The sequence below is a fragment of the Kineococcus gurbantunggutensis genome, from assembly GCF_050871925.1.
In the GTDB taxonomy this organism is placed as follows: Bacteria; Actinomycetota; Actinomycetes; order Actinomycetales; family Kineococcaceae; genus Kineococcus.
On sequence record NZ_JBJLSG010000080.1, the window covers coordinates 1 to 22960 of the forward strand.

Genomic DNA, 22960 nt, shown 5'->3' on the forward strand with positions numbered 1-22960 from the left:
CACGTGCGCGCACCCGACCACCCCCCCCTGAAGCCGGGCCGGGCCGCCCCCGCCGCCGCCCTGATCGCCGAGGGCGAGGCGGTGGTCATCGACACCGCCACCCCCGGGGCCGCGGCCGCGCCCGCGCTGGCGTCCCGGCGCCTCCGCGCCGTGCCCCTGTCGGTGCAGGCGATCGCCGCCCTGAGCGGCAGCCCCGGCGTGGACCTCGTCCTGCCCGGCGGATCGGTCCGCAAACCGGAGGGGACCCTGGTGGGCCCCGCCACGGAACGCTCCATCGCCGCGCTGCGCTTCGACACCGCGGTCATGACCTGCTGCGCGGCCTCACCGCAGGCCGGGGTGATGGCCTACGACCTCGGCGACGCCGCGGTGAAGCAGGCGATCCGGGCCGCCTCCGCACGCACCCTGCTCATCGCCGAGGGCGCCAAGTTCACCCGCAGCGCCCTGGCGGTCGTCTGCCCCCTGGAGGAGATCGACGTCCTGGTCACCGACGACTCCGCACCGGCGGCCGTCCTGGACCGCCTGCGGGCCGCCGGCGTCCACGTCGAGGTCTGCTGAGGCGCTCCGGGCCCGGCCTCGCCACCGGTGCTACCGGGGCCCGGCTCAGCGCGGGCCGAGCCGCCCCCCGTCCAGGCGGGACCGCACCAGCAGCAGGGCGGCCACCGCGGCTGCTGCGCGCGGGGGCGGCACTGGCCGTGGAACCGGCACGGGCGTCGCTGCCGCTGGGACCGGGCGCCGACGCCGAACCCGTCGCGGTCCGGTGGACGGGGGGGGACCGCTGTCCGACGACGTCACCCCCCTGGCGGCGGAGCACGAGCCCGCGGCGACCCGCGGACACGGTCGGCGACGGGACCGCGAGCGCCTGACGGGGGCGTCCGTGGGGGTCGGGGGGACGACCGGGGCGAGCCGGCCCGTGCGGGCTCGCCGGGCCGGTCGACGACGATCGGAACCCTGCCCGGCGGTGCTCACGGTTCCTGCAGGGAGTGCCAGTTCTCCCGCACGGCGCGCGCGGCGGTCTCGACGTCACCGGCGGCGCACGCGGCCAGCACGCGCTCGTGCTGCTCGACGGAGGCCCGCCCGGCCCCGGAGCCGAAGCGGCGCAGCTCCACGCGCCGCAGCACGGGAGAGACCTGCGCGAAGTGCGCGCGCAGCAGCGGGTTCCCGGCGGCGCGCAGGGCCACGGCGTGGAAGTCGTCGTCCGCGGACAGGGCCGCGACGGTGTCCTGCGCGTCGAGGGCGGCGGCGAAGCGCTCGTTCGCCCCGCGCATGGCGGCCAGGTCCTGCTCCCCCATGCGCGGCACCGCCAGGCGCACGGCCAGCTCCTGCAAGCCGGCGGCGACCTGCTGCGCGTGCCGGGTGGTCTCGGAGTCGATGGGCGTCACGCTCGTGGAGCGCCCGGGCCGGGTGGTGACCAGGCCCACCTGCTCCAGGCGCTGCAGCGCCTCGCGGATGGGGGTGCGGCTCACCCCCAGCCAGGCCTCCAGGTCGGCGTCGCGCAGCTGCTCTCCGGGCGCGAGGGTGCCCTCGACGATGGCGTCGCGCAGCGAGGCGTAGACGCGGTCGCGCAGCAGGTCGCGGCGGTGGACGCCCTGGGCGGCGGGGACGGGCACGCGCCGATGCTACGGGCCGGTCTTGACGCGGGCGTGCTGGGTGCAAAATATTGCACCCAGCACGCCCGCCCCTGCTCCGGAAGGACCCCTCGTGGCCCTGCGCGACTTCCCCCGCCACCCGCTGACCTTCGGGCCCAGCCCGGTGCACCCGCTGGACCGCCTGAGCGCCCACCTGGGCGGCGCGCGCGTGTGGGCCAAGCGCGAGGACGTCAACTCCGGCCTGGCCTACGGCGGCAACAAGACGCGCAAGCTGGAGTACCTGGTGCCCGAGGCCCTGGCGCAGGGCGCGGACACGCTGGTCTCCATCGGCGGGTACCAGTCCAACCACACCCGCCAGGTCGCCGCGGTCGCCGCGCACCTGGGCCTGAAGGCGGTGCTGGTGCAGGAGAACTGGGTGGACTGGCCCGACCCCCTCAACGACCGGGTCGGCAACATCATGCTCTCGCGCATCGCCGGCGCCGAGGTGCGCCTGGACCCGGCCGGTTTCGGGGTGGGGTTCAAGCCCAGCTGGGAGCGGGCCGTGCAGGACGTGCGCGACGCCGGCGGCACGCCCTACGCCATCCCCGCCGGCGCCTCCGACCACCGCCTGGGCGGGCTGGGCTTCGCCCGCTGGGCCGAGGAGGTCCACCGGCAGGAGCAGGAGCTGGGCGTCTTCTTCGACACCGTCGTGGTGTGCTCGGTGACCGGCTCCACGCAGGCCGGGATGATCGCCGGGTTCGCCGCCCAGGACCGCCCGCGCCGCGTGATCGGCATCGACGCCTCCGCGAAGCCCGCCGAGACGCGCGCGCAGGTCGAGCGCATCGCCCGCCGCACCGCCGACCTGATCGACCTGGGCCGCGACCTGCGCCAGGACGAGATCGAGGTGCTCGAGGGCTGGGCGGGCGAGCGCTACGGCGTGCCCGTGGCCTCCACCCTGGAGGCGATCCGCCTGGTGGGGCGCCTGGAGGGCGTCGTCCTCGACACCGTCTACGAGGGCAAGTCGATGGCCGGGCTCATCGACCTGGTGCGCCAGCGCACGATCCCCGCGGACTCCGACGTGCTCTTCGCCCACCTCGGTGGACAGCCCGCGCTCAACGCCTACTCGGCGCTGTTCCGGGACTAGCCGCGCGAGCGCCGCCGGGCCGCGGAGCCGGCCGGGGTTCCGCCCGCGCCCCCGACCGGTCAGCGCCCCGGAGCGGCTCACCCCCTCAGCGCCCGGTGCGGCAGCGCGGCGAAGCGGTGGACACCACCAGCACCGGTGCACCACAGTGGGCACCCCATCGATGATCGATATGCGAGGTGCGCGGTGACGCGGACGAGCAGCTACGTGCGGCCCGGTCTCCTCGACCTGCTCGCCCAGGCCCTGACCGTGCTCGGCCTGCTGGCCCTCGTCGCCGGCCCGGCGTACGCGATCAACGCCGCCACCCGAGCACCGGCCAGCGTGCGCGTGCAGGTGCAGGTCGACCCCGCCTCCGCGCAGGGCCGGCAGCTGCACCAGGCCCGCCGGCTGCCCGTGCCCGCCTCCTCCACCAGCGGCGAGCAGGTGCTCGAGCACGTCCGGCTGACCGCGATCGACCTCGTCACCCCCGAGGACGCCCAGGGCTACCCCGCCGAGCTGTCCGCGTGGGGCTCCACCCGCACCGAGCAGTTCCTCTCCCGCGGGCACTTCGCCCTGGCCGGCGCAGGGCTGGGCGCCGCCGCGCTGCTGCTGCGCCCGGTGCTGACCTCCATCGCCGCCGCGCGCGCCTTCGGCGCCGGCAACGCCCGCCGCCTGGCCCAGCTGGCGCTGCTGAGCGCGCTGACCGCGCACCTTGCCCCGCTGCTGCCGGCCCTGGCCACCGGGCGCGTGCTCGAGCGCCTGGGCCTGGGCGGTGCCGACAGCCCGCTGAGCACCGCCCCGTGGCTGCACCTGGGGGTCTGGGACCTGATCGCGCTGGTGCTGCTGGTGCTGGCCGAGGCCTTCCGCCAGGGCGAGCGCCAGGAGCGCGAGCTGGAGGGGCTGGTGTGAGCCCGCCGCCGGCAGGACCGGTGCCGGGGCCACGGCCGGCGCCCCGGGCACCGGCCGCGCTGCGGCAGGGCGGCCGTGGTGGCGGCAGGCGCGGGGACGGCAGGCGTCGTGGACGCGGCTGAGCGCGCGCACCGCGTCACCTGCCACCTGGACGAGCTGCTGGCCCTGCGGGGCATGACGCTGAGCGAACTGGCCCAGCGCGCCGGGGTGAGCGTGGTGAACCTGTCGGTGCTGAAGAACGACCGCGCCCGTGCGGTGCGCTTCTCCACCCTGACCGCGGTGTGCGACGCGCTGCAGTGCCAACCCGGCGACCTGTTCACCGTGGCACCGCTCGCACCCTGACACCGCTGGGCCACCGCCGACCCGCGCGCGCTGGAGGAGTGAAACAGTGACGCCGGTGCCGGTCAGGAGACGGGTGTGAGCCCCCCACGGACACCCGAGACCTCAGACGCGGCCGAGGAACGCTTCCACGCGCTGTACGCCGACGTGCACGCCGACCTGCTGCGCTTCGTGAGCCGTCGCCTGCCAGGGGAGGCGGTCGGCGGCGCCGAGGACGTCGTCGCCGACTCCCTGCTGATCGCCTGGCGCCGCTTCGACGACGCCCCGCGACGTCTAGAGGCTCAACGCGCCTGGGTCTTCGGCATCGCCCGCAACCGCCTGCTGACCTCCCACCGGGGCAGCAGCCGAGCGCGGGCGCTCACCGTCCGACTGGCCGATCGCACCGCCCCGACCAGCAGCACGCCCCACGACGGCCTCGTCGCCACCCTCGACCTCACCGCGGCCTGGCACCGCCTGAGCCCAGCGGAGCAGGAAGTGCTGGCCCTGGCCGTCTTCGAGGACCTGACCTCCGCGCAAGCGGCGCTGGTGCTGGGCACCAGCGCCACCGGCTACCGGTTGCGCCTCATGCGAGCCCGCAGGGTCCTGCGCTCGCACCTGGCCGACACCGACACCGGCGGGCCGGGGCCCGCTGCCGCACCGCCTCCCCCGCACCCCCTCGTGGACGACACCCTGGAAGCGACCCGATGAACCCTGCCCGCACCCCCGACGCCCGCACCTCCGACGCCCGCATCGACGCCGCGCTGCGCACCCTGGACGCGGCACTGCCCACCCCGCTGGACGAGCACGCCCGCGTGCGCGCTGACGCCGCGCTGCAGCGCATCACCGCCCAGGCGCGCGCACCGCGCAACGGGGCAGCCCGCGACCCGCTCCTGCCGCGCCCCCGGCGCACCGGGCTGCGCGTGGCCGGCGTCGGACTGGCCGCCGGCATCGCGGCGCTGTGCGTCTCGACCCCCTCGTTGCTCGGTGGTGGCGGCACGGCGTACGCGGCCTCCTGGACACCGGTGCCGACCGCGGCCAGCCGGGCCGATGTCAGCGCAGCGCAGGAGGCGTGCGCCGATTCAGCCAACTCGCTGCTCGGTGATGGGGGCGCGAGCTTGCGACCCCGGCTGGCCGAACGCCGTGGAGACCTCGTCCTGCTGGCCATGGACGACGGCACGGCGGAGCCGGCGGTGCTGATGTGCATCGTGGGCCTGCCCGCCGGGGAGGAGGACGCTGAGTTCATCGCCGGCGGCGGTGGTGGAGGGGTGGTGCGACCGGCCGCCGACGCGGTCTCCGACGCCGGGGTCTACGAGCAGAGAACCCCCGGTGACGAGTTGTCGGTCATCGACGGGCTCGCGGGCGAGCACGTCGCAGCCATCACGGTCCACGCCCCCGGCGGGCGCGTGGTGCAGGCGACGGTGCAGGACGGTCACTACGCCGCGTGGTGGCCGGGCCCGGCGATGCGCGAGGGCACCGAGCCGCTCCTCCCGGGTGGTGGAGGTGGTTGCGCGGGCGAGTGCGACGGCACCCACCTGGTGCCCGCGTACACCCTCGACGTCACCCTCGAGGACGGAACCGTGCTCCGCGGGGTCTCCGCCCAGGACCTGTGAGGCGATCAGCCCGCGCCACCAGCAGCGCCAGCACCGCGCCGCCAGCGCTGGCACCAGCGCCCCCTCCTGATCGTCCTCGTGCTGCTGTTCGCGCTCCGGGTGACCGCTCGCTCCTGCGAGGTGCCGTCAGCGCTGTGGGGCCTGACCCTCCTGCCGGTGCCAGGTCGCGAGGGGCGAGCAGGACCGGCCCCACACTGAGCCGGTGCGCACCCAGACGCTGCAGCCGGCCCCTGCCCGCTCCACCCGAGACGCCACCTGGCTGAGCAGCGTCGTGCCGCCGGAGCCCTTCCTCCACGGCTGCTGCTTCCCGACCTTCGCCGCCACCGCGCGGCTGCTGCACCCGGCCACCGACACCGACGGCGACCCCGTCACCTGGGCGCAGGTCGCCGCCCGCACCGGCCGCCCGCTGCACCCGCACAGCACGTGGGAGGACGTCTCCGCCACCGTGCACACCCGTCGCACCACCCGCAGCGCCTGGCCCGGTGGCGAGCCCGAGCTCGGTGAGCTGGGCGAGGCCGGCTGGGACGCGCTGCTGAGCCACCTGACGCGCTGGTCCGGCTCCAGCGCCTCGTGCACGATCGCCCTGGACGAGGGCCTGCCGTGGGTCAGCGGCGCCGGTCTCGACGTCTACGGCGATCCCCACCACGTCGAGCCGGCGCAGGGCCCCGCCTTGCCCGCCGAGGTGCTCCGCGCCGCACCCCGGGTGCAGGTGCTGCGCACGTGCCTGCTCCTGGCCGGCCCGCTGGCCGCGGTGCGCGCGCTGGGGCGCACCCGGCGCTACCGAGAGCAGCGCTGGTTCGAGCGCCACGGGCCCACCGCGCTGTGGCCGGCCGACCGCTCCTGGCTGGTGCTGAGCGACCTAGACGCCGACTGCACCGTGGTGGCAGGGCCGCGCACCCTCGTCGACGCCGTCGGCGCCGACGACCGGCTCGAAACCCCACCGCAGGCGTCGTAGCCACCCGCGCGCGCCGCTCGCCCGTGTGGCCGGCCGCGCGTGCGGACGACCGCCGGGGTCCCCGCGTCGGGCCCGGAACCCGGTGGGGCACCTCGCCGGCAGCCGGCCGATCAGGCGGCGCAGTCGTTGCAGATCAGCTGCTCACCGGCGCTGCTGGGGTGCAGCTGGCTGCGGTGCTTGACCAGGAAGCAGCTGGAGCAGGTGAACTCGTCCTGCTGGCGCGGCAGGACCCGCACCGACAGCTCCTCGCCCGACAGGTCCGCCCCGGGCAGCTCGAAGCCCTCAGCGGCCTCCGCCTCGTCCTCGTCGACGCTGGCCGAGGAGGCCTTGTCCGTGCGACGGGTCTTCAGCTCCTCGATCGAGTCCGCGTCCTGGTCCTCGTCGCTCTTGCGCGGCGCGTCGTAGTCGGTCGCCATCGTTTCCTCTCCCCCACCTCGTGCGCTGCTCGCCGTGCGCGTGCACGTGCCCCCTCCAGGGGCGCAGCACTGCCCTCAACCGCGCGGCGACCCGCATCATGCCCGCTGCCACCGACGCACCCGGCGTGCCCGCTCTGCGAGCCCCCCGGGGGGTGACGAGCGGGACCGCTCCAGCCAGGTCCGGCCGACCTCAGCGCACCACCGGCTCCAGGCGGTAGCGCACCCGGTGCACGAACACCGCCTGCGCGGTCGTCGCCACCAGCCACAGCGCGAACACGACGAACCACCACCACGGCAGCGCGTCCTTTCCCGAGCGCGCGGCCTGCACCGTCGCGAGGGTCGTGGCGAGGACCAGCACGTTGGTGCCGGCCCCGAAGAGCAGCAGGTCCACGCGCAACCGCCGGCGCAGCTCCGCCTCCAGGCCCGCCTCGATCCACCGCTGCTTGTGGGGCACGTTCACCCACTCCATCGACATCCGCGCCGCTCCCCGTGCGAAGGCGGCGAACATCCCGGCCACACCGGTGGTGAGCAGGGCCAGGAACGTCACGGCCCCGGCGCGCGAGCTCCAGTCGTCGGCCTCGCCGGTGGCGCCGAAGTGCGTGGGGACCCGCTCGGGCAGCACCGCCGCAGCGACGACCACGGCCGCCACGGCGGCGGCGGTGGTGACGGCGAAGGCGAGCGGTGCGGCGCTGCGGGACACGCTCGCGACCCTAGCCAACGGGCGACGCGCGCTGCTGGACGAGAGCGCACGCTGCTGGACGAGTGGAGGTGGACGAGCAGCTCTCCGGAGCCTCGGGGTGCGTCGCGGCTGCAGCAGCCCTGCTCCCCGTGGCAGCGCAGCGCCCGGACGCCCACCCCGGCACGTCGAGCCTCATCCGCGCCTCGGCCGCGGTTCCGACGGGCGACGGCCCCGGCGCCGTCGTCGACGTCCTGCCGGTCCTCTGTCCCGGATCGCTGCGGGTCTCACCGGCCGTCTCGGGGGGTGGTTCGACCCGGGTCGAGGAACTCCCGGTCGGCGTCGGGCACCCAGACCCCGGACCCCGCACGAGGGGCCGGCGCGGTCAGGCCCATCCCGGTCAGGACCGCCGAGACGGTCCCGGCGGGCAGCTCCTCGCGCCACAGCAGCGACCAGGGGAACACCGGGGTCGGGTCGACGAGGGGAACGGTGCGCGTGCGCGGATCCGGTGGGCGCATGGCCTCACCGATGAGCGAGGGCGCGCAGACGCCGGTGATGACGTCCTCGGCCCACTGCTGGAACCCGAAGGTGGAACCCGTGGTGTCCAGCTCGACGTCGGCGAGCAGGCACAGCTCGGCGGCGTAGCTGCGCCACTCCAGCGGCGCGGCGGCCATCGGGAACCACAGGTGCTCCCCCGACAGCTGACCCAGCGGGAGCTCCTCCAGCCGGGCCCAGCGGTGGTGCTCGGGGACGAGGACGGCCAGGGGTTCCAGCAGCACGAGCCGGTGGCGCACGCCGGTGGGCCACGGGCAGGGCACGGCGCCGGAGCGGCCGAAGGCGAGGTCCGCGCCGCCGGAGCGCAGCAGGTGCTCGGCCGTCGTGTGCACCGGCCGGTGCACGACGTCGAGCGGCAGGCCGTGCGCGCGGGTGGCCCGGCGCACCCAGGTCGTGGTGACGAGGTCGGTGCTCATGACGTCTACGCGAAGGCGCCCGGCGCGCCCGCGAGCGGGGTCCAGGCGCTCCAGCACGGTCAGGACCTCGCGCGCGGCGGGCAGGGCGTCCTGGCCCGCTGCGCTCAGGCGGATCCGGCGCCGGTCGGCGCGGTCCACCAGCACGGCGCCCAGCTCGCCCTCCAGCCGCGCGATCCGCTTGGACAGCGCCTGCTGGCTCAGGCCCAGGCGGGTGGCCGCACGGCCGAAGTGCAGCTCCTCGGCCAGGACGACCAGCGCGCGCAGCAGCCCGGTGTCGATGTCCACCCCCGAACGAACGCACGACAACCACGGGTTGTCAACGGTGCGAGGAGTTGTTGGACCCGCCCCGCCGCACGGGGCGACCCTGTCGGTGCTCACCGGGCTCGGGCTCGCCGTCACCACCGCGCTGCGCCGTGCGCCCCACCACCCGACCGCCCCCGGAAGGCCACCCGATGCACGCGATCCTGATCCTCGTCCACGCCGCCGCCGCCACCGTGGCCCTGGCCGCGGGCCTGGCCGCGTTGCGGTACCCCGCCCTCGTCGGGGTGCACGCGGTGGGGACCGTGCTGATGAGCGCCACCCTGGCCGGAGCCCTGTGGGTCGGGCGGGCAGGCGGCACCGCCGTCCTGGACGTGGTGTTCTCGGCCCTGCTCGTCCTGTCGCTGGTGATGAGCTGGCGCAGCGTCCGCGCCTGGCAGCACCGCCCGGCCCGCGGCGAGGGCACGTCCGCGGGCTACGTCGCCGCCGTGGGTTTCAACTGCATCAGCCTGGTCACCGGACTGCTGGCCGTCGCCGCGCTGCGCACCGGCTGGGGTCCGGTCGCCATCACCGCTGCCGGTGTCCTGCCCGCCCTGGTCGGACGCGTCCCCCTGGACCGCGCCGTCCGCGCCAGGCAGCGACCAACCCTGCTGCGAGGACGCGGAACCCGCGCCCCCGGCGAGCTCGCTGATCCTGCCGGCCGCGCGACATGACGACCGCCGGCGGTGCGGCCAGAGCCTCGGGCGCCACCTCGTTGGGCGCCACCTCCCTGGGCGCGGTCGGTGGCGACGGGCAGCAGGAGCACAGCGCGTCCCCGGGGACCCCGCCGCGGGGCGGCACCGGCCGGGGCCCAGCACTGAGCACGGCCCGCCGACCGCGATCACCGCGGCTGCCCGCGCACCCCGGCGTCGCAGGCGCTCACCGGCGCAGGCGCTCACCGGCGCAGGCGCTCACCGGCTCGCGCCGCCCGGCGGCGCCGCAGCCCCGCCACGGCGACGGAAGCCGCCATCGTCACCCCGACCACAGCACCCTGCACGAACGGCGCGAACAGCAGACCGAGCACCGCGGTGGAGGACTCGTCGGTCAGCACGCTCCACAGCAGCCACGCGGTGAAGGCCACCAGCAGCACGGCTCCCACCAGCGCCGCAGCGCTGCCGCCGCGCCAGTGCCGGTGCACGCACACACCCACCACGACGGCCGCGGCGAACGGCAGCAGCGCCCACCCGCAGGCCAGCAGCGCGAACAGCGCCACGCCGACCTCCTCGGCCAGGACGTCCCAGCTCGCCAGGTGCAGCTGCACCGCCAGCGTCGCCACCGCCCCCACCACCGGCACCCCCACCAGGGCCGGCAGGAGGGGGTCGCGGCGCGAAGCGGGACGGCCGGAGGCGGTGCTCACCCGCCCCACGGTGCCACCGGCAGCGGCCGGCCGCAGCCGGCGGCACCGGTTCGCGGGTCGATCGGCTGCGCCACCCCGCGACGCGCGTCACCGCGGCGCCGGTGCGAGGTCCTGCGTCCCGACGACGCGCAGCAGCTCCAGGCGGTCGGCGGTGCCCGTGCCCGGCTGCGGGCGGAAGAGCACCAGGCTCTGCCCGGACGGCGGGCTGAGCACGACGTCGCACTGCAGCTCCAAGCGCCCGACCTGCGGGTGCTGCAGCACCTTGCGGGTCGTGCGCCGCAGCGCCACCTCCTGCAGCGCCCAGATCCGGCGGAACTCCGCGCTCGCCGCGCTCAGGGCGTCGACGAGCGCGCGCACGTCCGCCTCGCCCGCGCGGGCGCCGCTGACCCGGCGCAGGTCCGCGACGTACTCGCGGCCGAGCTGCTCGTGCTGCTCGGGCGCGTAGCGCGAGCGCAGGTCGGGGTCGGTGAACCAGCGGTGGACGAAGGCGCGGCGCAGACCGCTCCCGGTGGCCAGCGGGCCCAGCAGCGCGACGTTGAGCGGGTTCTGGGCGACGACGACGCTCAGGTCGTCGGTGATCAGCGCCGGGACCGTCGGGGCGAGGGCGTCGAGCACGCACATCAAGCCGGCGTCGGCCCACCCCTGGGAGCGGTGCCGCGGCGGGGGCTCCTGCCCGGCGAGGCGGTAGACGTGGTCGCGCTCCTCGACGGTCAGGCGCAGCGCCCGCGCCACCGCACCCAGCACCTCCGGTGAGGGCCGCGCTCCGCGGGCCTGCTCGATGCGCTCGTAGTAGTCGGTGGAGATGGCGGCCAGCAGCGCCACCTCGTCGCGGCGCAGGCCCGCCGCCCGGCGCCGGCCACCGGCGACCAGGCCGACGTCGGCGGGCTGCAGCTGCTCGCGGCGGTGGCGCAGGAAGGCGGCCAGCTCCTGCCGGTCCCCGTGGGTCATGCCGGCCAGTGTGGCCGTCGCGCGCGCCGCCGTCCCCGGACAGCCGGTCCGGGGACCGGCCGTACGTCCCCGGGCGAGCGGTGCGGGTCGACGCTGGTCGAGCGCTCCAGCGACCAGCGCTGGACGAGCGGTGCCGGAGGACCGGCACCGACCGACAGCACCGACCGAGAGGTACTCCCCGTGGCTCCTCAGCAGATCGCCCTGATCACCGGCGCCAGCCGCGGCCTGGGCCGCAGCGCGGCCCGCCACCTCGCCCGGGCGGGCACCGGCGTCATCGGCACCTACCGCTCGAACCGGGCCGGAGCCGACGCCGTGGTCGCCGAGGTCACCGCCCTCGGGGTCCCCGCCGTGGCCCTGCAGCTCGACGTCGCCGAGGCGTCGACCTTCGAGGCCTTCGCCGCCGCCGTCGCCGACGCCCTGGCCGCTGCGGGCGCGCAGCACCTGCACGCCGTCGTCCACTTCGCCGGCTACGGCACCTGCGCGCCGTACACGCGGACGAGCGCGCAGCAGCTGGAGGAGATGCTGCGCGTGCACGTGAGCGCACCGTTCCTGCTCACCCAGGCGCTGCTGCCGCTGATGACCAGCGGTGGAAGGGTCCTCAACGTCTCCTCCGGCCTGGCCCGCTTCACCACACCCGGCTACGCCGCCTACGCCGCGGCCAAGGGCGCGGTGGAAACCCTGACCCGCTACCAGGCCGCCGAGCTGGGCGAGAGGGGCATCCGCGTCAACACCCTGGTGCCCGGAGCGGTCGCCACCGACTTCGGCGGCGGCGCGGTGCGCGACGACGCCGAGCTCAACCGCGCCGTGGCCGGTGCCACCGCCCTGGGGCGGGTCGGTGAGCCGGACGACATCGGCGCCGCCGTGCCGGCGCTGCTGTCCGACGCGCTGCGCTGGGCCAACGGCACCCGCATCGAGCTCTCCGGGGGGCAGTCCCTCTGACGCCTCGCCCACCGCGGCGGCGCCGGCCCCGCAGGGGGCGGGTCAACCGGCACGCCGTGGAGCCGGGCCCACGGCGGCGGGGTGCCCCACGGAGGTGAGCCACCGCAGGGCGTGCTCGGCGACCTCGCGCCAGCCGGAGTCCACGACGAGCGAGTGGCCCCTGTCGGCGAACTCGTGGTACTCGGTGGTGCTGGAGCCGTCGCGGTAGCGCCGGGCGATGGCGCGGGTGGTGAGCGCGGGGACCGTGCGGTCCCGCCCGCCGCCGACGATCAGCAGCGGCCCGCGCTCGGCGCCGGTGCGCACGGCGGCCGGCGTCGACACCAGCACGTTGGCCAGCGCCGCCTCGAACAGCGGCCGGCCCGGCGCGGGGATGCTCCAGCGCGCGTGGAGGTCGTCGGACTCGGCGCGCGGCACCGCGTTGGCGAAGGCGCGCGCGAAGCGCTCGGGCGACTGCTCGTCGGTGCCGCTGAAGCGGGCCGGGTTCGCCAGCACCGGCAGGGCGTTGCGCAGCTGCACCAGCGGCAGGTGCAGCACCCCGCGCATCTGCGCGGGGTCGACGGCCACGGCGGCGCGCGCGAGCCCCTCCCCGAGCAGCTTCTGCACCACCAGGCCGCCGAAGGAGTGCCCGACGAGGACCGGAGCGTCCTCCAGGGCGCCGATCAGGCGGCGGAGGTGCTCGCTGACCGCCTCGATGCCCACTCCGGCCAGCCGCTCGGGGTGCGCGCGGGTCTGGGCGACCGTGGCGCCGTCGCCGGGCCAGCCGGGGGCGTGCGCGGCGTAGCCGACGGACTCGAACAGCCGCACCCACGGCTGCCAGCTGGCGGCGTGCAACCACAAGCCGTGCACGAAGAGCACGGGCGTGCGGCCCGAGGCGTTCGCCGCCGCGGCGAAGTCGAGGTCCGCCGCGGTCGGGGTGCTGCGCGGGTCCTGGCTGCTCATCGTCGTCCTCCCGTGACCGGGGCCGCCCGGGGCCGCCCGTGGTGGCTGCTGGTGGTGGCAGCCCGACGGCCCCACCTTGGCGCCGCGGGCCTTGGCGGATCCCACGCGTCCTGCCACGATGCCCACACATCCGGCCACGTCCGACCGACGCCCGGAGCGCCCCCGGGCGCACCGGGAGCCCCGGGCGGGCGGCGGAGGCAGTCGCCGGCACCCGGTGGGAGGGAGTCCTGGTGCGACCGAGCAAGTTCCCCGCGACCAGCCGCGGTCGCGCCAAGCACGTCATCGCGCTGGTGGTGCTGCCCGACACCGTCACGCTCGAACTGGCCGTCGCGCAGCAGGTCTTCGGCCGGCGCGTGCCCTCGCTGGCGGCCCTCACCGGTGACGTGGAGAACCCCTACGAACTGGTGCTGGTCGGTGAGGGCGACCAGCACGTGCTGCCCTCCGGGGTGGACCCCGGACCGCTGGCTCCCCTGGAGACGGTGCTGAGCGCGGACACCGTCATGGTCCCCGGCGTGGAGGAACCGCTGGCCGGGCGCTCGCGGCGGTTGTGTTCGGCCGTCGCCGCCGCGCACCGCGCGGGAGCGCGCATGGTCTCCTTCTGCAGCGGAGCGTTCGTGCTCGGCGCGGCGGGGGTGCTCGACGGCAGGACGGCCACCACGCACTGGCTGCTGGCGCGCGAGTTCCGCGCGGCGTTCCCCCGGGCCCGGCTGGCCGCGGAACGGCTGTGGGTCGACGACGGCCCGGTGCACACCTCCGGCGGCATCTTCTCGGCCACCGACCTGGCGCTGCACCTGCTCGCCCTGGACCTCGGGCACGCCTACGCCAACGACCTGAGCCGCGTCCTCATCAGCGCCCCGCACCGCCCCGGTGGGCAGTCGCAGTTCGTCGAGCACCGCCTGCGCACCGACGAGCGCGGCCCGGGCGGGGCCGACGTGCAGGCGCTGCTGTCCTGGATCCGGGAGAACATCGCCGAGCCCCACACGCTGGCCTCGCTGGCCCGCCGCGAGCACCTCAGCGAACGGCACCTGGCGCGCCGCTTCCGGGCCGCGACCGGGGTGAGCGTGTTCGACTGGATCACCGCCGAGCGCGTCCGGCAGGCCAAGGTCCTGCTGGAGGGCACCGACTTCCCCGTCGCCCAGGTCGCCGCCGCGGTCGGGCTGGGCAGCAGCGAGAGCCTGCGCCGCAACTTCACGCGCACCGTGGGCACCACCCCCGCCGCCTACCGGGCGACCTTCCGCACCCGGCCCGCGGTCCTGCCCGCGCCACCCCCTGCGCGCACTCCCGCACCCTCGCCCGCCTGAGGACGCACGACGCGGGCGCCGAGCTCGCCGGTCGCGTCCGGGTCAGCCGGTGCGGGTGCGCCCGGGCAGGCCGTGCTGCACGCTCACGTCGAGGACCCGGGACGCGAACACGCCCCGCCGAGCGCGGCGCACCGCTGCGACGACCTGCGCCCGCACCACACCCGATCCCCGGGAGGAGACGACGTGCACAGCTACCCGCGCCTGGTCAACACCGTCCTGGACGCCACCGACGCCCGTCAGCTGGCCGAGTTCTACCGCCGGCTGCTGGGCCTGACCTACCGCCCCGGCGACGAGCCGCCCCGCACCGCCGACGAGAGCGGGGACGCCCGGGACGACCGCGCCGACGACCCCGACTGGCTCGTCCTGCTCACCGCCCAGGGCCAGCGGCTCCTGGCGTTCCAGCGCGTCGAAACCCTGCACCGCACCACCTGGCCCTCACCGGACGTGCCGATGCAGATGCACCTGTGCTTCTACGTCGAGGACCCCGACGACCTCGACGCCCAGCGCCGGCGCGCGGAGGAGCTGGGCGCCAGGCTGCTGCTGCACCGCACCGACGAACCCGAGGAACCCCTGTACGTCCTGGCCGACCCCGCCGGGCACCCCTTCTGCCTCTACACCCACCCCGGCACCGCCACCCCCGGCGCACCCGGCGACTGACCCGCCCCGGGGCCGGGGCGCGGCCCCCGCGGTCGCGCTCCCCTCCGGCCCCGCGGACCGCACCGGGGCGCGCAGCACCGCACGCAGCAGCACGAAGTTGCTCAGGCCGACCAGAGCGGTCACGACGTGGACGACGAGCAGTCCGCTGACCGGGCCGGCGCCGGGCACGAGGTGGTGCCAGGCCGTCACGGCCGCGGTGCTCAGCACCAGCCCGGCCACCGCCGTGGCACCACCGACACCGTGCCCCGTGAACCAGGGGGTGCGCGCGGCCCGGCGGAAGGTGAAGCGGCGGTGCAGCTCGTTGGTCAGCAGGGTGGAGAGCACCGCGGCGACCACGTTCACCACCGCCACGGGCAGCGCCGTGGCGGCACCCAGCAGCAGGAAGACGAGCGCGTGGGCACCGTTGCCGGCCAGACCGGCCAGCACGAAGCGCAGCAGGGGCCAGGACCGCACGGGCCCGCGGTACCGGTCCAGCAGCCGGGCTCCGGGTCCTGCCGGGACGGGGCTCACCGGGACGGGGCGCGAGGGGGTGCCGGTGTTCACGAGGACAGACTGGGTCGTGCGCGCCTCGAGCACATCGTGCCCACGAACCGGTTCCGCGTCATCCTCCAGCAGCAGGCCGGGGCCCCGGCATCCCCCGACGGGTGCACCGGCGGCTGGACGGGCAGCACGTGCTGGAGCACCCGCACACCCGGTGCCGGCGGTGCCGGCCGTACATTGACGGCGGCTGGACACCTGCTGGACCCGAGGACCTGGAGGGCCTGTCGTGACACCGGTCGTGGCACCGGACGTGCTCGTCGTCGCCGCCACCGAGGCGGAGGCCGCGCACGTGCCCGCCGGCCTGGCGGTGCTCATCACCGGCATCGGCAAGGTGTCCGCGTCCTGCGCCGTGGCCGGGGAGCTGGCGCGGCGCCCGGGCGTCGAGGTGGTCGTGAACGTGGGGACGGTGGGGGCGCTGCGCCCGGGCCGCTCGGGGCTGCTGCTGCCCTCCAGGGTCGTCGACCACGAGCTGAGCGGCGACGTCCTGGCCGCCATGGGGTACCCGGTCACCACCGAGATCGAGCTGGCCGGGGGAGACGGGTCCGTCCTGGCCACCGGTGACACCTTCGTCACGGACGCCGCGCTGCGCGAGCGCTTGGCGCGCAGGGCCGACGTGGTGGACATGGAGGGTTTCGCCGTGGCGTGGGCGGCTCGACGAGCCGGCGTCGAGTGCCGCCTGGTCAAGCACGTCAGCGACCAGGCGGACGCGGAGTCGCTGGACTGGCCGCAGCGGGTCGACGCGAGCGCCAGGGTGCTGGGGGACTGGCTGGCGCGGGAACTGCGCTGAGACGCGGCGCGGGCTCACCGGTCGAGCAGGCGCAGGCTCGCCCGCACCGCGGCCGCCGCCGCGGCCGGTGAACGCCGCCCCAGCCCGCACGAGGTCGCCACGTCCACGCGCCTGCCCAGCACCTCCTCGACGACGGCGAGGACCCGGTCCTGGTCCTGCTCCGCCTGCTCCTCGTGGACCAGGCCGGCGACCAGCTGCACGTGCTCGGGAACGAGCCCGCGCAGGGCCCGCAGCGGGGCGTGGAAGGCCGGGTCCACCGGCGGGGGCGCCTCCCCGCCGGACAGCGGCAGGTGCACGAACTCCAGGCTGCGCCCGGCCGGCCAGGCCCGCACCAGCGCGGCGGTCAGGCAGACCAGGGGCGCCGTGCTGGTCAGCTGCCGCAGGGCGCGGTGCCCCAGGTCCCCCAGGCACAGGTGCACCCCGAAACGGGTGCCCGCCGGCGCCTCGGCGACCTGGCGCAGCACCGGGCGGGCCAGCACCCGCGCCAGCGCGCCGCGCAGCGGGGCCGGCGCGGCGGCGAGCGCCACGAGCTCGGCGGGCAGCTCGAGCTGGAAGACGACCGCGCGGCCGGCGCGGGCGAACGTCGCGGCGATCTCCCGGCCCAGCGCGCGGCGCACGGCGCCGGCCGTGCGCGGCACGGCCACCAGGCCGAAGGCGAACAGCGCCACGTCCAGGTGGCCCGGGACACACACCTGCAGCGGCAGGTCCGGCGTGGCCGGGTGCTGCAGGCCCGACAACACCCGCAGCTCCTCCTCGGCGTTCTGCGCGATGCGCAGGTCCAGGTGCTGCGGGAGCAGGCGCCGGCCGCGGCGCAGCGCGAAGCGGTCGACGTCGTCGTAGCCGGACCACTCCCCCGAGCGCGTGCGCCGCAGCACCGGCTGCCCCGCCAGGCGCTGCACGATCGGCACGATCCACCGCGAGCGGTCCCCGGTCTCCCCGCCGGTGAGGCGGCGCACCCGCCCCGAGAGCTCGTGCACCTGCCAGGCCAGGGCCTGCTCGGCGTCGTGGAACTGCGGCAAGGACCCCACGAGGTGCACGCACCGCGGCGAGGTCCTCGTCCCGTCCAGCGCACCGGTCGCTCCCTCCACCCGCACACACCGCCTTACGGTTGTCAGCTGACAGTCGATAGCACATGCTGGCGGAACCCGCTCACCTCGGCCACCAGCGTGGCCACCAGTGGAACAGGAACCCCGCTGCCCAGCACCGCAGCCCCCGCCCACCGCCCCCGTCCCGCGGGCGCCGCGCGCCGCCCCGGACCGCTGGCGACCACCGTGGCCGCCTGGTCCTCGGCGCTGCTGCTGCCCGGCGGTTCCGCCCTGATCGCGACCCTGCCGATCGCCGTCGTCGTCGCCGCGATGACCGCCGCGGCCGTCGGCACGGCCGTCACCTGCCACGTGCGGCGCAGGCGCCGGCGGGACCCGCCGCGACCGCACGGGGTCGACTGACGCCCGCCGCGTGCGGAAGACTGCCGCAGGCCGCCCGCACGGCCCGACCGCCCGTGCCGGCGACGGTCACCCGACGCCGGGACCGCCTGCGCCGGGTACCGGGACGGCACCGACGGCGCGGCCGGCACGGACCGGGCCGGTGACGGTGCAGCACCACGCAGGAAGAGGGATGTCATGACCAGCGCCACCTCCACGACCACCACCGCCGGGACCGCGCGCGGGGGCCCGCGCAACCGGATCACGAGCGTCGAGGTCACGCCCGTGGCGTTCCGCGACCTGCCCCTGCTGAACAACGTCGGCGTCCACGAACCCTTCGCGCTGCGCACCGTCGTGCAGGTCCACACCGAGGACGGCACCGGCCTGGGCGAGACCTACGGCGACGCCGTGCACCTGGCGCGGGTGCGCGCCGCGGCCGCGGACCTGGTCGGCGCGGACGTGTTCGACCTGAACGCGATGGCCGCGCGCGTGGCCGCCACCCTGGCGCGCGACACCAGCACCGGCGGGCACGGCATGGGCGGGCAGGTCACCACCTCCAGCACCCTGAACCGCGTGCTCTCCCCCTTCGAGGTCGCCGCCCTGGACGTGCAGGGCAAGCTGCTGGGGCGCCCGGTCAGCGACCTGCTGGGAGGCGCGGTGCGCGAGGCCGTGCCCTACAGCGCGTACCTGTTCTACAAGTGGGCCGCGCACCCGGGCACCCGCGGGCACGGCGACCACCTGGACCAGGACGACGACTGGGGCGAGGCCCTGGACCCCGCCGGCCTGGTGCGCCAGGCGCGGCGCATGGTCGAGGAGTACGGCTTCACCGCCGTCAAGCTCAAGGGCGGGGTGTTCCCCCCCGAGCAGGAGGTCGAGGCGGTCCGGGCGCTGCGCGCGGAGTTCCCCGACCTGCCGCTGCGCCTGGACCCCAACGCGGCCTGGACCGTGGACACCTCCGTGCGCGTGGCGCAGGCCCTTGAAGGCGTCGTGGAGTACCTGGAGGACCCCACGCCCAGCATCGAGGGCATGGCGCAGGTGCACCGGCGCACCGAGGTGCCGCTGGCGACGAACATGTGCGTGGTCGCCTTCGACCACCTCGCCCCGGCGGTGCGCGCCGACGCCGTGCAGGTCGTCCTGTCCGACCACCACTTCTGGGGCGGGCTGCGCCGCTCGCAGGACCTCGCGCGCATCTGCGAGGTGTTCGGCATGGGGCTGTCGATGCACTCCAACTCCCACCTGGGCATCTCCCTGGCCGCGATGACGCACCTGGCCGCGGCCACCCCGAACCTGGACTACGCGTGCGACACGCACTGGCCGTGGAAGCGCCCCGAGGACGACGTCGTGGTGCCCGGGGTGCTGGGTTTCGCCGACGGCGCGGTGCGGGTGCCCACCGCACCCGGGCTGGGCGTGCAGATCGACCCCGACGCGCTGGGGCGCCTGCACGAGCAGTACCTGCGCTGCGGGCTGCGCGAGCGCGACGACACCGGGTACATGCGCACCGTGGACCCGTCGTTCTCGCCGAACACCGCGCGCTGGTGAGCGCCGGCGCCCCGGCAGCCCGCACGGGCACCGGGGTGCCGGCGGGACCGTGACGGGCGGTCCCTCACCGCACCGCGGGCGGCGCGGCCCCGGCGGCGAGCAGGTCCAGCGGCACGGCGGCGGCGAGCGCGGCGTACCCGGCCGGCGACAGGTGCAGGTGGTCGCCGCCGTCGACGTCCGCGCGCAGCCGCGACGGGCGGGCGGGGTCCCGCAGGGCGGCGTCGAGGTCGACGAGGGCGTCGAAGGGGCCGCCGGCGCGCAGGTGGGCGTTGACCCGCTGCCGGGCCGCCTCGCGCAGGCCGCCGGGGTCGTCGTAGCCGTCGTGACCGCCGAACGGCAGCAGCGTCGCGCCGAGCGCGCGGACGCCGCGCGCCGCGCAGCGCAGCGCGATCTGCCGGTAGCCGTCGAGCAGGCCGGCGGCCGCGGCGCGCTGGGCGTCCGGCGTCGCCGCGGCGGTGCCGAGGTCGTTGACGCCCTCGAGGACGACGAGGGTGCGCACCGCGCCGAGGGCGAGGACGTCGCGGTCGAGGCGGGCCAGCGCCGAGGGCCCCACGCCGTCGCTCAGCACCCGGTTGCCGCCGATCCCCTGGTTGAGCACGGCGGTGCCGCCCGCGCCCGCGGCGAGCAGGCGCTCCAGCAGCCGGTCGGACCACCGGTCGGCCCCGTCGGTCGTGGAGCCGCGCCCGTCGGTGAGGGAGTCGCCCAGCAGCACCACCGCGCCCGCGTCCCGCCCGGCGGGCACCTCCAGGCCGCTGAGGACGTACCAGTGCTCGACCGGCGCGGCACCGGGCAGGTCGGGCTCGTGGACCCGGTCACCGGGCACCACGTGCGACGTCGTGCGGGAACCCGGGTGGGTCGTCGTGCCGCCCGGGTCGGTGCCGGCGGCGAACGCGAGGGTGGCGCTGAGGTGCTCGCCGGCCGCGACGGGCAGCTCCACGGGGTCGGAGACGACGAGCGCGCCGGGCGGGACGTCGGTGCCGGGGCGCCCGGCGAACGTCACCGGCAGCGGGGTGCCCGCCACCGCGCGGGCACCGGCTCGCCCGCCGTCCGGCACGGCGAGGCCGGCGCGCACCACGGTCAGCGGCGCGTCGCCGAACGCGTTGGACACCCGCAGCCGGACGCGGGGGCCGCCGAGGGAGCAGCGCACCGTCTGGCGCAGCGTCGCCCCCGCCAGCGCCCAGCCCGCACCGCGCGCGGGCGGCAGGTCGGCGGGCTGGGCGCGCTGCTGCGCCGACGCCCAGGTGTGGACCCAGTGCGCGCTCACGCGCACCACCGGAACCCGCCGACGACCGCAGCGACCGGACGCACCGCACCCACCTCCCGGGAACCCGGGACCCCGGCCGTCCGGAACCCCCGGGGCGACCCTAACGCGCGAACCCCGAGGAACCCCCGAGGAACCCCGAGGAACCCCGCGGAACCCCGTGGAACCCCCACGGGGACGCCGCAGCGGTCGCGGCGGTGATTGCGGCCCCGGCGGTGCTCTCGTAGGGTCGAGGAGCGCGCTGCGCCGGCGGGCGCGGTGGAACCCCGCGGGTTCCCGAGGACCCCGCCGGAACCGCCGACGCGCCCGCTCCCCCGACGCCTCCGACGACGAAGGTCCACCATGACGACGCACGTCTCCCCCGCCTGGCTGCCCGACGCGGCCCTGGCCCCGCTCGGCTCCGGGACGGTGCTGCTGCTCGCGCCCGGCCTCGAGGAGGACCCCGTGCTGGGCACCGTCGCGGCGGAGCTGGAGCTCGCCACCTCCCGCCACGGCGGGCGGTTGCTGCGCGAACCGGACCCCGCCGGGCCACCCTCCGTCGTGCTCGCCACCGCCGCGGGGGTGGCGCTGTGGGCCGGGGCGGAGGGGCCGCCGGCGGTGCGGGTGGCCGCGGAGGGCGGTCCGCAGCTGGCCGCGGAGGGTTTCCGCCTCGTGCGCACCGCCGCGACCACCGTCGTCGTCGCGCGCACCGGCGCCGGTCTGCTGTACGGGCTGCACGCGCTGCTGCGCCGCCCGTCCGCGCCCGCCGGGGAGGAGGTCGTCGACGAGGTGCACGAGCCCGTGCAGGCGATCCGCATGCTCGACCACTGGGACAACGTGGTGCCGCACCCCGTGATGGGTCAGGTGGAGCGGGGCTACTCCGGCGGGTCGCTGTTCTGGTCCGGGGGGCGCCTGCGCGAGGACCTGTCCCGCGTCGAGGGGTACGCGCGCCTGCTGGCCTCGACGGGCGTGAACCGGATCGCGGTGAACAACGTCAACGTGCACGCGGCCGAGGCGCGCCTGCTCACCGACGGCCTCGAGGACGTCGCCCGCCTGGCGGAGGTGTTCCGGCGCCACGCGATCCGCACGCACCTGTCCGTCTCGTTCGCCGCACCGGTGACCGTGGGCGGCCTGGACACCGCCGACCCCCTGGACGCGCGGGTGCAGCGGTGGTGGGCCGAGGCCGCGGCACGGGTGTGGGCGCGGATCCCCGACTTCGGCGGGTTCGTCGTCAAGGCCGACTCCGAGGGGCAGCCGGGGCCGTTCGCGTACGGCCGGGACCACGCCGACGGGGCGAACCTGCTGGCGCGCGCGGTGGCCCCGCACGGGGGCACGGTGTTCTGGCGGGCGTTCGTCTACGACCACCGCCAGGACTGGCGGGACCGCTCCACCGACCGCGCCCGCGCCGCGCACGACCACTTCTCGCCGCTGGACGGCCGCTTCGACGACGCGGTCGTGCTGCAGGTCAAGCACGGTCCGATGGACTTCCAGGTGCGCGAGCCGGTGTCCCCGGTGATCGCCGCGATGCCGCGCACGCGCCTGGCGGTGGAGCTGCAGGTGACGCAGGAGTACACCGGCCAGCAGAAGCACGTGTGCTACCTCGGGCCGCTGTGGTCGGAGGTCCTGCGGTTCCCGCTGTGGGGCGAGGGGGGCGCCACCGTCGCCGACGTGGCGGCCGGGCGCGGTCCCGGCGCCCGCTCGGGCGGGGTGGTGGCGGTCTCCAACGCCGGCGACGACGAGTTCTGGACGGGGCACCCGCTGGCGCAGGCGAACCTCTACGCCCTGGGCCGCCTGGCCTGGGACCCCGAGCTGGACCCGCTGGCGGTCCTCGACGAGTGGATCCACCTGACGTTCGGGCCGGACGAGGTGCTCGCGCAGCTGCTGCACCGGGTGATGGACGGCTCGTGGCGGACCTACGAGGACTACACCGCCCCGCTGGGCGTGGGGTTCATGGTGCGGCCCGGGCACCACTACGGCCCGGACGTGGACGGGTACGAGTACACCCCGTGGGGCACGTACCACTTCGCCGACCGCGACGGCATCGGGGTGGACCGCACGCGCGCGACGGGCACCGGTTTCACCGGCCAGTACCCCGCTCCGTGGCGCGAGGTGTACGAGTCGCTCGAGACGTGCCCGGACGAGCTGCTGCTCTTCTTCCACCACGTGCCCTACGGCCACGTCCTCTCCAGCGGCTCGACGGTCGTGCAGCACGTGTACGACACGCACTTCCGCGGAGCGCGGGCGGCGGAGGAGCTCGTGGAGCTGTGGGAGGGCGCGCGCGGCCGCGTCGAGGAGCGGACCTGGGCGCGGGTGCGCGAGCGGCTGCAGGAGCAGGTGCGCAGCGCGCGGGAGTGGCGCGACCAGCTCACCACGTACTTCCTGCGCCACTCCGGCGTGCCGGACGCGCAGGGGCGGAGCATCTCCTGAGGCGTGCGGCCCGGCGCCCGCGGGCGCC

At 76.6% G+C, this 22960-nt stretch carries 24 protein-coding genes and 1 pseudogene; 15 read left to right on the top strand and 10 right to left on the bottom strand.

Annotated elements, in window-relative coordinates:
- Positions 1 to 555, top strand: a 555-nt coding sequence (locus tag ACRYR7_RS15090) for a DeoR/GlpR family DNA-binding transcription regulator (protein WP_432572929.1), incomplete at its 5' end; no start/stop codon positions are given.
- Between the two features lie 407 nt (positions 556 to 962).
- Here the strand turns inward: ACRYR7_RS15090 and ACRYR7_RS15095 are convergent.
- Positions 963 to 1607 (bottom strand): GntR family transcriptional regulator, encoded by a 645-nt coding sequence (locus tag ACRYR7_RS15095; protein WP_432572930.1) that lies wholly within the window; start codon positions 1605 to 1607, stop codon positions 963 to 965.
- A gap of 91 nt (positions 1608 to 1698) precedes the next feature.
- On the opposite strand from ACRYR7_RS15095, the gene ACRYR7_RS15100 reads away from it, so the two are divergent.
- The 6 genes from ACRYR7_RS15100 to ACRYR7_RS15125 all read left to right on the top strand — a co-directional run bounded on the left by ACRYR7_RS15100 (position 1699) and on the right by ACRYR7_RS15125 (position 6477).
- Positions 1699 to 2709 carry a 1-aminocyclopropane-1-carboxylate deaminase gene (locus tag ACRYR7_RS15100; RefSeq protein WP_432572931.1) on the top strand — a complete coding sequence of 337 codons (1011 nt, stop codon included), beginning with the start codon at positions 1699 to 1701 and terminating at the stop codon, positions 2707 to 2709.
- Positions 2710 to 2892: 183 nt separating this feature from the next.
- Positions 2893 to 3594, top strand: a complete 702-nt coding sequence (locus tag ACRYR7_RS15105; protein ID WP_432572932.1) for a hypothetical protein — start codon at positions 2893 to 2895, stop codon at positions 3592 to 3594.
- Positions 3595 to 3702: 108 nt separating this feature from the next.
- Positions 3703 to 3936 carry a helix-turn-helix domain-containing protein gene (locus ACRYR7_RS15110; RefSeq protein WP_432572933.1) on the top strand — a complete coding sequence of 78 codons (234 nt, stop codon included), beginning with the start codon at positions 3703 to 3705 and terminating at the stop codon, positions 3934 to 3936.
- A gap of 75 nt (positions 3937 to 4011) precedes the next feature.
- The gene (locus ACRYR7_RS15115; RefSeq protein WP_432572934.1) at positions 4012 to 4620 is read left to right on the top strand and encodes an RNA polymerase sigma factor; all 609 of its coding nucleotides are present in this window, start codon (positions 4012 to 4014) and stop codon (positions 4618 to 4620) included.
- The gene (locus ACRYR7_RS15120; protein WP_432572935.1) at positions 4617 to 5522 is read left to right on the top strand and encodes a hypothetical protein; all 906 of its coding nucleotides are present in this window, start codon (positions 4617 to 4619) and stop codon (positions 5520 to 5522) included. The genes ACRYR7_RS15115 and ACRYR7_RS15120 overlap by 4 nt, the downstream gene beginning before the upstream one ends.
- Positions 5523 to 5724: 202 nt before the next feature.
- Positions 5725 to 6477, top strand: coding sequence for a hypothetical protein (locus ACRYR7_RS15125; RefSeq protein ID WP_432572936.1), 753 nt, complete (start codon positions 5725 to 5727; stop codon positions 6475 to 6477).
- 110 nt (positions 6478 to 6587) lie between these two features.
- Here the strand turns inward: ACRYR7_RS15125 and ACRYR7_RS15130 are convergent, their stop codons facing one another.
- From ACRYR7_RS15130 to ACRYR7_RS15140, 3 genes are all read right to left on the bottom strand, one after another.
- On the bottom strand, positions 6588 to 6893 hold the full coding sequence (locus ACRYR7_RS15130) for a DUF4193 domain-containing protein (RefSeq protein WP_432572937.1): 306 nt from the start codon (positions 6891 to 6893) through the stop codon (positions 6588 to 6590).
- 190 nt (positions 6894 to 7083) lie between these two features.
- Positions 7084 to 7593 carry a DUF1648 domain-containing protein gene (locus ACRYR7_RS15135; protein WP_432572938.1) on the bottom strand — a complete coding sequence of 170 codons (510 nt, stop codon included), beginning with the start codon at positions 7591 to 7593 and terminating at the stop codon, positions 7084 to 7086.
- 263 nt (positions 7594 to 7856) lie between these two features.
- Positions 7857 to 8825, bottom strand: a complete 969-nt coding sequence (locus ACRYR7_RS15140) for a LysR family transcriptional regulator (RefSeq protein ID WP_432572939.1) — start codon at positions 8823 to 8825, stop codon at positions 7857 to 7859.
- A gap of 167 nt (positions 8826 to 8992) precedes the next feature.
- On the opposite strand from ACRYR7_RS15140, the gene ACRYR7_RS15145 reads away from it, so the two are divergent.
- Positions 8993 to 9511 carry a hypothetical protein gene (locus ACRYR7_RS15145; RefSeq protein ID WP_432572940.1) on the top strand — a complete coding sequence of 173 codons (519 nt, stop codon included), beginning with the start codon at positions 8993 to 8995 and terminating at the stop codon, positions 9509 to 9511.
- Between the two features lie 221 nt (positions 9512 to 9732).
- Here the strand turns inward: ACRYR7_RS15145 and ACRYR7_RS15150 are convergent, their stop codons facing one another.
- A complete protein-coding gene (locus ACRYR7_RS15150) occupies positions 9733 to 10194 on the bottom strand; it encodes a hypothetical protein (RefSeq protein WP_432572941.1) in 462 nt (153 codons plus the stop codon).
- An 87-nt stretch (positions 10195 to 10281) separates the two neighbouring features.
- Complete coding sequence (locus tag ACRYR7_RS15155) at positions 10282 to 11142, bottom strand: helix-turn-helix transcriptional regulator (RefSeq protein ID WP_432572942.1); 861 nt, start codon at positions 11140 to 11142, stop codon at positions 10282 to 10284.
- A 180-nt stretch (positions 11143 to 11322) separates the two neighbouring features.
- Here ACRYR7_RS15155 and ACRYR7_RS15160 point away from each other — a divergent pair, with 180 nt between their 5' ends.
- Positions 11323 to 12081 carry an SDR family NAD(P)-dependent oxidoreductase gene (locus tag ACRYR7_RS15160; protein WP_432572943.1) on the top strand — a complete coding sequence of 253 codons (759 nt, stop codon included), beginning with the start codon at positions 11323 to 11325 and terminating at the stop codon, positions 12079 to 12081.
- Positions 12082 to 12123: 42 nt separating this feature from the next.
- On the opposite strand, the gene ACRYR7_RS15165 is transcribed toward ACRYR7_RS15160, so the two are convergent.
- The gene (locus ACRYR7_RS15165) at positions 12124 to 13020 is read right to left on the bottom strand and encodes an alpha/beta hydrolase (RefSeq protein WP_432572944.1); all 897 of its coding nucleotides are present in this window, start codon (positions 13018 to 13020) and stop codon (positions 12124 to 12126) included.
- A gap of 230 nt (positions 13021 to 13250) precedes the next feature.
- Between ACRYR7_RS15165 and ACRYR7_RS15170 the strand changes: the two genes are divergently transcribed.
- Entirely contained in the window at positions 13251 to 14321 is a 1071-nt protein-coding gene (locus tag ACRYR7_RS15170; RefSeq protein ID WP_432572945.1) for a GlxA family transcriptional regulator, read from the top strand.
- A gap of 183 nt (positions 14322 to 14504) precedes the next feature.
- Complete coding sequence (locus ACRYR7_RS15175; protein ID WP_432572946.1) at positions 14505 to 14978, top strand: VOC family protein; 474 nt, start codon at positions 14505 to 14507, stop codon at positions 14976 to 14978.
- A gap of 96 nt (positions 14979 to 15074) precedes the next feature.
- On the opposite strand, the pseudogene ACRYR7_RS15180 reads toward ACRYR7_RS15175, so the two are convergent.
- Positions 15075 to 15842 (bottom strand): annotated as a pseudogene (locus ACRYR7_RS15180) (GtrA family protein); the annotation flags it as partial.
- Between ACRYR7_RS15180 and ACRYR7_RS15185 the strand changes: the two are divergent.
- Entirely contained in the window at positions 15745 to 16305 is a 561-nt protein-coding gene (locus ACRYR7_RS15185; protein ID WP_432572947.1) for a nucleosidase, read from the top strand. The pseudogene ACRYR7_RS15180 and the gene ACRYR7_RS15185 overlap by 98 nt on opposite strands.
- A 14-nt stretch (positions 16306 to 16319) precedes the next feature.
- Here ACRYR7_RS15185 and ACRYR7_RS15190 read toward each other — a convergent pair whose 3' ends face one another.
- Positions 16320 to 17342 carry a hypothetical protein gene (locus tag ACRYR7_RS15190; RefSeq protein WP_432572948.1) on the bottom strand — a complete coding sequence of 341 codons (1023 nt, stop codon included), beginning with the start codon at positions 17340 to 17342 and terminating at the stop codon, positions 16320 to 16322.
- Between the two features lie 129 nt (positions 17343 to 17471).
- Between ACRYR7_RS15190 and ACRYR7_RS15195 the strand changes: the two genes are divergently transcribed.
- The gene (locus ACRYR7_RS15195) at positions 17472 to 17750 is read left to right on the top strand and encodes a hypothetical protein (protein WP_432572949.1); all 279 of its coding nucleotides are present in this window, start codon (positions 17472 to 17474) and stop codon (positions 17748 to 17750) included.
- A gap of 174 nt (positions 17751 to 17924) precedes the next feature.
- On the top strand, positions 17925 to 19265 hold the full coding sequence (locus ACRYR7_RS15200; RefSeq protein WP_432572950.1) for a glucarate dehydratase family protein: 1341 nt from the start codon (positions 17925 to 17927) through the stop codon (positions 19263 to 19265).
- A gap of 64 nt (positions 19266 to 19329) precedes the next feature.
- Here the strand turns inward: ACRYR7_RS15200 and ACRYR7_RS15205 are convergent, their stop codons facing one another.
- Positions 19330 to 20529 carry an SGNH/GDSL hydrolase family protein gene (locus ACRYR7_RS15205; RefSeq protein ID WP_432572951.1) on the bottom strand — a complete coding sequence of 400 codons (1200 nt, stop codon included), beginning with the start codon at positions 20527 to 20529 and terminating at the stop codon, positions 19330 to 19332.
- Between the two features lie 339 nt (positions 20530 to 20868).
- On the opposite strand from ACRYR7_RS15205, the gene ACRYR7_RS15210 reads away from it, so the two are divergent.
- On the top strand, positions 20869 to 22932 hold the full coding sequence (locus ACRYR7_RS15210; protein ID WP_432572952.1) for an alpha-glucuronidase: 2064 nt from the start codon (positions 20869 to 20871) through the stop codon (positions 22930 to 22932).
- Positions 22933 to 22960: the final 28 nt, after the last annotated feature.